Source organism: Oleiphilus sp. HI0080 (assembly GCF_001635135.1).
Genome location: NZ_LWFU01000703.1, coordinates 1 through 12,492, shown reverse-complemented (window position 1 = coordinate 12,492; position 12,492 = coordinate 1). Strand labels below are relative to the sequence as shown.

The following is a 12,492-nucleotide window of genomic DNA, read 5'->3' as shown; positions in this document are numbered from 1 at the left end:
GTTCCGCAAACCATAGATGAACTTTTCTGTGGTTCTGAGCAAGCCTTGTTTTTCTGATGATTCGATCGAAAAAGTGTCTCCTGTAACCGGAGCACCGCTGATCTCAAACTGAACACCTTGAGCCTGAATAGGGCCATTTGGTTGGTAAGCCACATTTGACTGCAATACAAAGCCTGAAGACTTTTCCTTAATGTTAAAGGTTGTGGGGCTAGTAAACTCCACCACTAAATCTTCAGGGTAAAACGCATCATAGAGCTCCTGATCAATCACCTGACCAACAGAGATTGTTGCAGGAGGGTTAGCTTGGTTAGCCTCGCCCGCCTGAGTATAAAATGTATTGGTATAGGCCGGCATATCTTCAAACAGTTCCTGCCCATTTAAGGTTGTTTGGATACGCACAGAGCTTTCGATCTGAACAAACCGAACACCTTCATCACCCTGATAACGATAAGATCCAGACTCATTTTTCTCAAACGGCTGCGTACCACCCTGAAATCCGCTAAACACGTACTCGCCACTCGCGTCACGCGCATTCAATAAGCCCGCTAACTGATCAAGGCGCTGTTCGATTTCAGAGGCAATCGAACCAAGATCATCTTTGGAAAGTCCACCGTTACCCGAAGAAACCGCCAAGGTTCGAATACGTTCTATGACATCACTGATACCACCAAGTCGGTCATCTTGTAGTGACAAACGCCCCTCTGCCAACTCAACGTTGCGCTGAAACTGAGTATTGATAGCTATTTCCTGATTTAGCTCAAGAATTCGAGTCGATGCGACGGGGTCGTCCGCAGGCGTGAGAACCCGCTTGCCCGTTGCCAGTTGTTCTTGGGTTTTTTGCTGTTGCGCAGTCACATCCTGTATTGATGAAATACCACGCTCAAAAATTTGTATGGTAGAGATTCTCATGTCTTACTCCATCACTCCATGCGACACTAACGGAAAGCACCCAGCAAGGTATCGAACAGATCCCTCGCGACCGACACAACCTGAGCGGAGGCATTATACGCCGCCTGAAATTGCACAAGCTTTCCGGCCTCTTCATCGAGATTTACCGCAGAGATTGAATCACGCATATTATTTGTTTGAATCAGCAATGCCTGCGCTGACTCACTTTCAAGACGAGCTCTGTTGGTCACCGTTCCGATCTTTTCAACAACCTGCGAATACGATTCGCCATAGGAAACTGAACCCTGGACTAAGTTTTCAAATTCCAGTGAAGACATTGCCAAGGCATTTCGGTTATCCGACACGCCGTCCGTGTTGTACTCGATATTAAACTCATCACCCTTGCGCGCCTGCCCCTGAATATCAAAGGTAAAGCCTCGATAGGTTGATTGGGATGTCGGTGCCAATTCAAACAACGTAGAAACATTGCTCGTAAACGAAACCCCATCAACCATTCTGACATCAATGGCACCACCAACGGCAATACCTTGCCCTGCATTCACCGTTTGCGTTGCTAAAACCGGAGCGCCCGGGGTATAGGGATCGACTCTACTTACATCGACACTGTCGCCCACACCTGTCACTTCAACAACGATATCTTCACCCGTAAGCGCCCTTAGATCGACAGACGTCCCGTCACTCACCGCAACGATCGACAAGCCTTGAAGCGCCGCGTTGTCATTGATGGCTTTCGCAACCTCTACAGGCTCATACAGTGCAGGCGGATTCACCGTAATCGTCTCACCATTAATAACAAGTCCTAACGGAGTCGGGTCTCCATCATCCGTAAAATTCGATAGCCTCGCCATCGTATAGGCTGTCGCCTCAACGCCCTCGATGGAGGTAATGTCACTCGCTGCATCTTTGGCAGATGCGTTAGCTGCGATATTCAGGCTTTGCGATGTGACAATACCTGTTTCCGCATCTCGTATCTGGAAAGAGAGCGTCTGTGCACCATAGCCATTTGTATAAGGACCCGCTCCCGGAGCAGGCAGAGTTAAAGTATCCGCACCACTTGCCGTAACGAGTGTCGCCCCCGGGTCAGAAGTAAACAGCGTATTGCTTAAACCTTGAGAGAAAAACTGATTATTAATCGGAGGAGACAATGGCTGAGGGTCAGCCGGATTGCTGTTATCCAGCACCTCATAATAATCATCGGTAATGAAGCGAACCAACAGCGGCGGTGTCAGCTCACCGTCGACCTCAAAAGCGGGTAAGGGCTGATTAGTAATTGGGCTATTTACATCCAGCATTTCGCCAAGGCTAATCTGCGCTGAACCAATATTACCCAAACTACTGCGCGCACGAACCGGTGCCGCTAGAGCGATCTCTTCAACACGATCAACCTCTTGTTTGATGTCGATCGCCCCGGATTGCGTTGGTAAAATCGAGAACTTATCACCGACTTTGTATGTACCGCCGTCAAAGGTTAATTGAAAGCCATCAATGGTCACCCGGCTCGGAAAAACATTCGACAGCGTCGATTTGTATACCGTTTCATCAGTTCCTTTGTTGACGATGATGTAGTCAGAATCGGCCGGCCCTTCAAAACGCAGCTCATAGTTATCCGTCGTTAATTGCGCTACATCCGTAATGGTCACCGACAAAGACTGATCATAGGGTGGCTGGTTGAGCGAATTCGATATCACTCTGGAACGCGCAACCTCTGGATCGTTGATATCCGAAAAATAGAGCCCCCCAAGATTGTTCTCTAAATCCATGCCGACTTCATGCTGCTTATTCATGGTGTCGGCAAGAGTAATCGCAATACGCCCTATCGCGTTGATCGTCGATGACAGATCACCATCACGAAAAGACAGCGCACCGCCGATGGACCCTCCCGTCAAACTATCGGTTATGTTTTGCTCGATGCCTGAGCTCACCAACGCGACATCAATAAGACGCCCGTCCTCCGGATTACGGACAGCCCTTAATTCTGAAGCTTCCGTCCCAAGAACCAGTGGCTGGCCTTTGCCAAGATAGACATTCACAGTCCCGTTCGATGTATTCTCAACAACCTGGAGAGAGACGTATTCTGAGAGTTCACGCAGTAATTCGTCGCGCTCATCCAAAAGCTGATTTGGCTGCTGTCCTGCCCCACCCGTGCTGCTTGCCAGAGCAATCGCAGAATTCGCTTCGGCGAGCCCTTTTGCAAGTGCATTAACTGAGGAGGTATCCGCTTCAATTTGCTGGTTGATGCCAGAGATCACACTTTCTAGCCGCTCAGAAAGCGATTGAAAACGTGCCACCAAACCCTCGGTTTGTGTCAAAAGTAACTGTCTTTGAGGAATCGATGTTGGATCCTCAGCAGCACCTGAAAGCGCCTCAAAGAAGCGGCTCATCGATGGCGTTAAGCCGGTAGAGGTGCTAGCCAACAAATTATCTATCACCGACGCTTGCTCAAGAACCGCTTCACGCTCTTGATAAATCGACGTATCGGTTCTTAGCTGCTCGGTAATATACGATGAGGTAATGCGACGAATGGCATCAACCGTAGAGCCCTGCCCAACATAGCCTCCGCCCGTTTGCAGAGCTGGCTTATCGACAATAATGGCTTCTTGTCGACTATAGCCGGGCGTATTGATATTCGCGACATTATTGCCGGTAACCGAGAGCGCAACCTGATGCGTTTTAAGACCGCTTACACCAATATTAATCAAATCAGCCATGATTACTGTTCCTCCGTGAATGAGGAGGTAGACAAGTCAATATCAGACAAACGGCTGTGCATGATGCGACCCAGTTTATCGGCATATTGAGGGTCTGTCGCATAACCAGAGTCTTGCAGGGCTCGCGCAAATTCAATCGGTTTCTCTCGCACTGTCAAAGCCTCTTCATAACGAGGGTTGCCCTGCAAAAACTGCGCATAGTCTTGGAAACTTTCTTCAAACGAGCCATAAGCACGAAACGCATCACGTTGTTTCACCGCAACCCCTTGATGGAATTCTGTGGTCACAATGTCTGCCTGCTCTCCCTGCCAATTCCCACTCGCCTTAATGCCAAACAAATTAAAGCTCGGCGAACCATCGCCCTTCAAAATAGGCTTCTGGCCCCAACCTGTTTCTAGGGCCGATTGCGCAAGCATGAGGCGCGCGGATATGCCAGTTTGTGCTTCGACTTTAGAGGCAATAGGCGCTAGCGCCTCAACAAATTGTTCTGGTGAAGAAAACGCTGTGATCGGTGTCGCTGCGACGTGTTGCTCTTCAGGAATCCGCGCTATTGAATCTTCAATATCTAGCACTTGATCTACCTCATCCATCGCATCACCCAATCTAGCGACGTTCAAGCGCGGGAAGTCCTTTCGTTCATAAGTAGACATGTCTGCCATGCTGAGTGCTTGTTCTAGACCTGACTCCTGCTTCAAACCTTTATTTTCCAACAACTGACGTTCAATCACCTTCGCAAGTCCGATGCCTCCATCGCCAGCACCAGCCAAAGAAACAGAGATCTGCGAATCAAACATTTCCTGATAAAACTCGGTGTCGTTACTTGAGAGGATATTCCCCTCGGAGAACGTCTTGTTCGCGTCTCGCATCGATTTCAGCATCATGGATATAAACATCGACTCAAACTGTTCGGCGACGGCCTTGATGCCTTCACGACTGTCCTTGTGCCTTGCAGATTTTAAATTCTGCAGAGCGTTCAGGTCGTTATAGTTTGAAACATCTGGTGTCTGAATCATTTAGATCACCACTAGATCCGCTTTCAATGCTCCAGCCTGCTTAAGAGCCTCTAGCACGGCCATAATATCGCCCGGAGCAGCACCAACCCGATTCACTGCCTGCACGATCTCACTCAGCGTTGTCGCTGGGCCAAACTCAAACATGCGCCCATTCTCTTGCTCAATACTCACTTCAGAGCGAGGCACGACAACCGTTTCACCGTCAGCAAAGGCGTTTGGCTGACTAACCTCTGGCTCTTCGTTTATGGTCACGGTCAAACTACCATGCGTAACTGCCGCAGGCAGAACACGAACATTCTGACCAACAACGATCGTACCCGTTCGGGAATTAATGATGACGCGTGCAGGCGCCTCGCCCGGTTGGACATTCAAATTCTCAAGCATCGATAAGTAAGAGACGCGTTGCGCAGAGTCGCGAGGAGCACGCACAATTATAGAAGCACCATCCTGAGCGTAAGCCGTACCAGGACCAAGCATGTCGTTGATTTGCTGAGAGACATTCATCGCTGTTGTGAAATCAGGATTATGCAAATTAAAAGTAATGCTGTCGCCCTGACTAAAAGGACTTGGAATTGAACGCTCTACGGTGGCGCCGTTCGGAATACGGCCAACACTCGGCACATTGACGGTAATCGATGATCCGTCACTGCCTTCTGCACCAAAGCCGCCAACAACAAGGCTACCCTGTGAGATCGCATAGATTCGTCCATCCGCACCCTTAAGAGGCGTCATCAATAGGGAGCCACCGCGCAGACTTTTAGAATCACCAAGACTTGAAACGGTGATATCAATTTTTTGGCCAGGTTTCGCGAAGGCAGGCAAATCCGCATGCACAGCGACAGCGGCAATGTTCTTAGATTTCGGGTCGACGCCTGGAGGGATCGTGATGCCGAACTGATTCATCAGATTCCGAAAGGTCTGGCTCGTAAAGGGCGTTTTATCACCGGTCCCATCCAAACCAACGACCAAGCCATATCCGATGAGCTGGTTACTTCGAACCCCTTCAATGCCAGCAATATCTTTTAAACGATCTGCATGCGCTGGAGAGATCAACCAAACACTTAACACCACGAGTGCAATGGCACTGATTAAGAAAGAAAATCGTCTCAACATAAGGTACTCCCGGCTACAAAGGCCACCACTCGCTGTTGAAGAAGCGCGTCAACCAACCTTGACGATTCACCTGATCAAACTCACCCGTTCCGCCATAAGCGATCCGCGCGTTCGCGATCTTGGAAGATGAAATCGTGTTGTCGACCCCGATGTCCTCAGGACGAATCAAGCCTGTAAGACGAATAAACTCATCCCCTTGATTCAGGCTCAACCACTTCTCGCCCTGCACGCGAAGCAAGCCGTTGGGATAAACTTCAGCAACCGTCACGGAGATACTGCCCGCGAGGCTATTGCTTTGCCCAGACTCCGCAGTGCCCTCGAAAGATCGTTCAAAAGAGGGATCCGTGAGCAAGCTCATGCCTTTATAGTTGATGGTATTACCCAGAATATTGGCCTCATTGAAATCCACCTCATCATCCTTGTCGTACGTCGTTTCCGCTTGTTTGGTGGCGCGCGTCGACTCTTGAAGATTCACCGTAAGGATGTCGCCGACGTTAATGGCAACCTGATCACCATACACACTGAACTGACGATTAGACTGATAGATACTGCCTGTGATTGGCTCACCCATCATCAGGCTTTGTGCTGGAATCGGGGCATAACGCGGATCATCGGGCACGGGTTGTTCACGCGTGAGCGCTGCGCAACCGCTCATAGCAACAAGCAAAGAGGCAATAACGAGCCGCGAAGCTATATGAAAATAGCGCGATGTAAGCTCAAGATAAATACGACGCATCGTTCTACGCTCACCCAAACCTGTTAAACGTTCTGCGAAATAAATTGCAGCATTTGATCCGCAGTCGAAACCACCTTTGAGTTCATCTCGTAGGCTCGCTGCGTTGTAATCATGTTGACCAACTCGGTCACAACATCGACATTGGATGTTTCAAGCATGCCCTGACTAATCGAGCCAATGCCGTCTAGGCCGGGCGTTCCTGCGATTGGGTCACCACTTGCCTCGGTTTCGCGGAACAAGTTATTACCAATCGCCTTAAGGCCCTGAGGATTAATGAAGTCTACGAGATCAATCTGCCCAAGGTTTTGAAGTGCTGTATCGCCAACAATGGTTCCGGTCACAACACCGTCCTCACCGATCGTCAGCTCATTGATTCCCTCTGGAATGGTAATAGCAGGTTCGAGAAGGTGACCATTTGCGGTAACAACTTCACCGTCCGAATTGATTTGAAAACGACCATCTCGCGTATATCCGGTGGTGCCATCTGGCAACGCAATCTGAAACATCCCTCGACCTGAAATAGCCATATCGAGAGGACGCTCGGTGACTTGCATCGAACCTTGGCTGAATTCCTTCACCGTGCCAACAACACGAACACCTGTGCCCAGCTGAAGCCCTGAAGGCAACTGCGAGTCTTGCGAAGTCAACCCGCCTGGGTCGCGCTTAATTTGATAGAGGAGATCCTGAAATACCGCATCGTCTCGCTTAAAACCTACGGTGCCGACATTTGCCAGATTGTTGGAAATGGTAGATAGCTTGGTGTCTTGTGCACTTAAGCCTGTCTGACTGACATATAGAGCTGGATGCATACTTCTCTCCTGTAAAGTTCAAATTGGGAACCGATAACCGGTCCAATTTGATGCTTCGAGAGCTGCAACTTTATGCCGCTCTACGACGCTTAATTGACCTTACTAGGAGAATTGCAACAACCGTGCCGAGGCTTCGCTATTTTGATCAGCCTGACCCATTAATTTGACCTGAAGCTCGTACTGGCGAGACAGGGAAAGAATTTCCGTTAATGCAGAAACGGCGTTGACATTTGAACCTTCCAAAAAACCGGATTCAACACGCACATTTTCGTCGAGCTCTGGCAACGGATTGCCATCTTTGACATAAAGTAGACCATCGCCCCGCTTCTCGAGCGTCGCTGGGTCCGGGTTGACCAATCGCACACGATCAACCTGAGCAATCACACCATCTCCACCTAACGGCAACACAGATATAACGCCATCAGCGCCAACCTCTACACTGACCGAGGGAGGAATAGCGATCGGGCCGCCTTCACCCAAGACCTGTAAGCCTGCGCCAGTTCGAAGCTGACCATTTACATCAATCTGCAAGTCGCCTGCACGCGTGAACGCCTCTTCACCATCCGGAGATTGCACTGCAATCCACCCTTCGCCACTGAGCGCAATATCTAAAGGATTACCCGTTTCACGCATTGGGCCTTGCTCAAAACGTGTCGCGGGTCGCTCGGTAAGGGCATACGCTCTCGTTGGGTGATGCTCACCATAAACAGGCATTGCTCTCGCTTGCGCAAAATCCTCTTTAAACCCGGTCGTATTTAAATTCGCCAAGTTATTCGAGTGCGCACGCTGAGCATACATATTCTGTTTGGCACCACTCATTGCAATGTAAAGCGCTTTATCCACTTACCTTCTCCTGCCGGATTCGCTATTAAATATTCAGAATGGTCTGCTGAATTGTGTCGGATGTTTCAATGGTCTTTGAATTAGCCTGATAGTTACGTTGAGCAACAATCAATGCCACCAACTCTTGAGACAAATCGACGTTCGATGACTCTGTGGCCGACGCGGTAAGCACACCCAGAGAAGCGGTTCCCGGAGCACCAACAACAGCATCACCAGAGGTAAATGTTTCAATCCAAACACTCTCCCCGATAGGGGCCAAACCTTCTTTATCTCGGAAATTCGCCAAAGCCACCTGACCAAGCACTTGCGCCTCGCCATTGGAGAAACGCGAAAGAATGACACCATCACCCTCAACATCCAGACCAACCAACCGACCCGTCGTGTAGCCATTTTGCGATAAATCATTGACTGCAAAAGGGCTACCGAACTGAGTTAACTCTGAAATATCAATCTCGAAGTTAGAGCTAGTAGGAGGAAAATCGATCGGTAACACACCACCATCAACAACGTTAAGTGGCAAGGTTGCACCATTTGGATTTCCCTCTTCATCAAGAGGAATCCAGTTAGAAATCAATACGTCGTCTGTAAGCGTTTCATTGAGCGTACCGTCGCCATTGAAGACAACATTGAATGTTGCTCGCGATGGGTCGGTACCAATCAACGGATCGCCGACATCTGTGTCATCAATCAATACATGCATTTGCCATGTGCTCTGCTCTTGAGCCACATTCGATGGCTGAGGCTGCTTCACAAAGTAAAGCTCGAGCACATGTGAGTTACCAAGGCTGTCGTAAATCTTGGTCGAGGTCGCGTGGTTATACGTACCGGCATCTACTGGATCAAAGGCGTTGTTCACAAAAGGCTGACCAACGGTCGAGCCGACAATTTCACCCGTACCCGAGCTAAATGCGTAGTTATCATCAAGAATAAACTCAACCACACCACCAACAGTTGCCGTCGTGCCACCACCAACGGCTAAAGATTGCGCAGCACCCGCACTCCCCTGTACATCGAAGGCATCAGGCGCGGTGCCAGCAATTGCAAACCGCAAATCTTCACCTTGGTCTTGAATAATTTCTAGATCATTGCCATTCAATACGGCGGTCGTGCCCACCAAGGCCGAAGAGTTAATTTGCTGGCCGATATCGGCTAACTGCTCGCCCGCGGTTAAGGTTGGATCTGTCGGCTGGAATACCACTCCATTGACAGAAATAGTCATGGTTTGCGACGCGTTGTTCCAACTTGCCTCTGTAATATTTACCGAGGTTCGCGCCGACGCGTTGACCCCTGACAGAGCACTAAATCTGTCCGCTATTGCGCGCGCACTTTCATCCACTTGCGTTGTCACGGACTCTGTAGTCGTCGGTGTCGCAGGATTACCATCATCGTAGGTCACCGTTACGCTTTGCGCAGAGTAACCATTGGTTGGCCCAGCTTGCGCAACGCCGACATCGGTACCATCGGACTCTAAAGTGCTTCCGGAATCGGCCAACACACTCTCCGAGGAGCTTAAGTTCAACAAAGCAGCGACGTCGGTTGTTTGTCGAGGAGCCAAATCATTCGTCTCAACGGTTAGATCGCCAAGCACGCCAGAAACGTTACCTTCATCATCCGCCTGGAAACCTTGCACGCGCATGCCGGTATTGTTAACAAGGTAACCCTCACGGTTCACCCCAAACTGCCCAGCGCGCGAATATTTCGCTTCACCATTGTCACTCAGAATAAAATAGCCGTTACCGGTAATCGCCATATCTAGGCCGTTATCCGTAAACTCTACATTACCCTGACTGTGGATCTGACGAATCGCCTGCACCTGAACGCCGTCACCGACATCAGCAATGCCACCGCCAAAAAAACTGTTTGAATAGGCATCACCAAATTCTGCGCGCGATCGCTTAAAGCCAACTGTGCTTGCGTTTGCAATATTGTTGCCGGTGACCTCGAGATCAGTTGCGGATACTTTTAATCCGCTCAATGCTACGTTAAATGCCATGTTGAACCTCTACTGATTAACTAATTGATTTCTCGAACGCTCTCTATCGGAACGCTCCCTAGGCCAGCCAGATTAAGCGTCACCGCACCACCGCCTTGAGCGATCGAAACACTGATTACCTGTGAGGCAAATAAGGTGTCGAGCTGCTCAGAACCAGTACTTGTTTTGCTTTCTGCTTTTATTGTGTATCTGTCATTGGGCATCACATCGCCTTGCTCATTCTTGCCATCCCAACTAAACGGGACGGAACCGGCAAATTGCTGCCCCATATCTATTCGTCTTACCAATTCACCAGACCCGTTGAGGATGGAAACACTCAAGTTGCTCGTACCCGAAGGCAAATCAATCATCCCCGAGATGGTTCCATCTGACAGCAACGGTGAATCAGCGCCTGGCACCAGAACATTGCGCCCAACCATGGCAGAAGCCTGTAAGGCCTGAGACGATTGAAACTGCTCACTGAAACTATCCACAGTACTGCTAATCTGCTGCATCTCTTCAAGCGCACTAAACTCGGCCAACTGCGAGATAAACGCGCCATTGTCCTGCGGTTCAAGTGGGTTCTGGTTCTCAAGCTGTGCAATCATTAACTCAAGAAACTCGTTCTTACCAAGATCGCCTTTTTTGGCGGCTTCCTGGCTGCCCTCCAGTCGATAACCCGAAAGCGGATCAACTGCATTATTGGTATTGATATCAGTCATAATCTGGCCCTACCTACTGACCCAGAGTGAGAATTCGTTGCATCATAGTTTTTGCGGCTTCCATGACATCGACATTGGTTTGAAAGCTTCGCGAAGCAGAAAGCATATCTGCCATTTCCTCAACCACATTCACATTTGGATACATCACAAAACCTTCTTCATCTGCCAGCGGGTGATCAGGCTGATAGCGCATATCTAAAGCTGCATCCGTTTCAACAATCCCCTTCACTTGCACGCCACGGCTTGCTTGGTCTTGCATGGAGGGCATAAACACGTCCATCGCATTTTGCTGGATGGCAGAAAAAACGGGCTTTCTGGCGCGATAAACCTCACCGGTACTGCTTGCAGCACTATCAGCATTCGCGATATTACTTGCTGTTGTATTGAGTCTGACCGATTGGGCTGACATGCCCGATCCGGCAATATCAAAAATAGAGTTTAGAGACATGCTTACTCACCCTTTATCGCTTTACTAAGTGACTTAAACTTTCCATTTAAAAACTGGAAACTTGTTTGATAGTCGAGAACATTCTTAGTGAACTCGGCAAGCTCTTGCTGAGTGTCGACCGTATTCCCATCGAGTGAAGGTTGCAGAGGCGTGCGGTAAAGGACTTCCGCTTTTCCCATTTCCGAATGATTCGAAATGTGTCCCGAGCTGGTGGCCGCCATGTTGAGCTGATCACCAAGCTGCGCATTTTGTTCCGCTAAAGCCGCTTTGAAATCGATGTCTCGTGCTTTAAACCCAGGTGTATCAGCATTCGCGAGGTTATTCGCCATCAACTCAGCACGCTGAACCCGAAGCTCTAGCGCTTGCGGATGTATACCTAATGCATTATCGAATGAAATTGCCATTGAGCCCTTCCTGTTTCACATAGAAGAGTAAAAGCAAGAGAAGTGCCAACTATTTTTATTATAAAATTCAGAGACTTAGGATTTTACCTGAGGGATGCGAACGGCAAAGAATGACCTATCAAAATCGGCCGCTCTGAACGCCTACCAGTAATAAAAATGATCGTCGAATTGAAGTGTCGGGATGCGCTTCGCATCACCAACAGGGGTACCTATGTAGAGAAACCCTACCAGACTCTCATGCTCCTCAATGCGCAAGGCCTGCTTAACATGAGGATTAACCGCCATATCACCTGTTCGCCAAATACCACCAAAACCACAGGCCTGAAGCGCAATCAATATGTGTGCTAATCCCGATGCGACGGATTGCTCTTGCTCAAAAACAGGCACTTTTGGATGCTCAATGTTTTTTGATATTGCTACAAGAACCAATGGCGCGCGCAACGGCATTGCTCGACATTTTTCTAACTTCGCATCTGAAGCCGACGGATCGCTTCGCTGAGCAGCGTGGGCAAAAATCTCTCCAAGCTCCTCTCGACGTTCTCCTTCAACTAAAAGATAACGAGCTGGCCTAAGAACCTTATGATCAGGAGCGCGCATCGCCGTCATGAGAATCCGCTTTAAAAGCGCACCCTCCGGCGCTGGAGACTCAAGCCTCGGATACGAGACTCGCGTATGCAAAAGCTCAAGAACATCGCTAGATAATGACATTTCGCTCATAGCGCTCGGGTTCCTCAGAAAAATTGTGTATAAAAAATGGAGGTGCTACTCTAGCTCTCGAAAAATCGGACGTGCCTTAACGTGAACCATAAGGTGCG

General features: G+C 49.2%; 12 protein-coding genes. All 12 read right to left on the bottom strand.

The window, feature by feature from the left end; genetic code table 11:
• Positions 1-909, bottom strand: a 909-nt coding sequence (gene flgL / locus A3751_RS15180) for a flagellar hook-associated protein FlgL (RefSeq protein WP_068457652.1), incomplete at its 3' end; no start/stop codon positions are given.
• A 26-nt stretch (positions 910-935) separates the two neighbouring features.
• The gene (gene flgK / locus A3751_RS15175; protein WP_068457649.1) at positions 936-3,617 is read right to left on the bottom strand and encodes a flagellar hook-associated protein FlgK; all 2,682 of its coding nucleotides are present in this window, start codon (positions 3,615-3,617) and stop codon (positions 936-938) included.
• A gap of 2 nt (positions 3,618-3,619) precedes the next feature.
• The gene (gene flgJ, locus A3751_RS15170; RefSeq protein WP_068457647.1) at positions 3,620-4,630 is read right to left on the bottom strand and encodes a flagellar assembly peptidoglycan hydrolase FlgJ; all 1,011 of its coding nucleotides are present in this window, start codon (positions 4,628-4,630) and stop codon (positions 3,620-3,622) included.
• Positions 4,631-5,743, bottom strand: coding sequence for a flagellar basal body P-ring protein FlgI (locus A3751_RS15165; protein WP_068457645.1), 1,113 nt, complete (start codon positions 5,741-5,743; stop codon positions 4,631-4,633). It lies immediately after the preceding gene.
• Between the two features lie 13 nt (positions 5,744-5,756).
• Positions 5,757-6,479, bottom strand: a complete 723-nt coding sequence (gene flgH / locus A3751_RS15160) for a flagellar basal body L-ring protein FlgH (RefSeq protein ID WP_068457643.1) — start codon at positions 6,477-6,479, stop codon at positions 5,757-5,759.
• 23 nt (positions 6,480-6,502) lie between these two features.
• Positions 6,503-7,288, bottom strand: a complete 786-nt coding sequence (gene flgG, locus A3751_RS15155; RefSeq protein WP_068457641.1) for a flagellar basal-body rod protein FlgG — start codon at positions 7,286-7,288, stop codon at positions 6,503-6,505.
• A 102-nt stretch (positions 7,289-7,390) separates the two neighbouring features.
• Positions 7,391-8,131 (bottom strand): flagellar basal-body rod protein FlgF, encoded by a 741-nt coding sequence (gene flgF / locus A3751_RS15150; RefSeq protein ID WP_068457638.1) that lies wholly within the window; start codon positions 8,129-8,131, stop codon positions 7,391-7,393.
• Positions 8,132-8,156: 25 nt separating this feature from the next.
• Entirely contained in the window at positions 8,157-10,124 is a 1,968-nt protein-coding gene (locus tag A3751_RS15145) for a flagellar hook protein FlgE (RefSeq protein WP_068457635.1), read from the bottom strand.
• 20 nt (positions 10,125-10,144) lie between these two features.
• The gene (locus tag A3751_RS15140; RefSeq protein ID WP_068457634.1) at positions 10,145-10,825 is read right to left on the bottom strand and encodes a flagellar hook assembly protein FlgD; all 681 of its coding nucleotides are present in this window, start codon (positions 10,823-10,825) and stop codon (positions 10,145-10,147) included.
• Between the two features lie 13 nt (positions 10,826-10,838).
• Positions 10,839-11,273 carry a flagellar basal body rod protein FlgC gene (gene flgC / locus A3751_RS15135; RefSeq protein WP_068457632.1) on the bottom strand — a complete coding sequence of 145 codons (435 nt, stop codon included), beginning with the start codon at positions 11,271-11,273 and terminating at the stop codon, positions 10,839-10,841.
• Between the two features lie 2 nt (positions 11,274-11,275).
• The gene (flgB, locus tag A3751_RS15130; RefSeq protein WP_068457630.1) at positions 11,276-11,677 is read right to left on the bottom strand and encodes a flagellar basal body rod protein FlgB; all 402 of its coding nucleotides are present in this window, start codon (positions 11,675-11,677) and stop codon (positions 11,276-11,278) included.
• 141 nt (positions 11,678-11,818) lie between these two features.
• Positions 11,819-12,394: a nitroreductase gene (locus A3751_RS15125; RefSeq protein WP_082863290.1), complete on the bottom strand. Its 576-nt coding sequence runs from the start codon at positions 12,392-12,394 to the stop codon at positions 11,819-11,821.
• Positions 12,395-12,492: the final 98 nt, after the last annotated feature.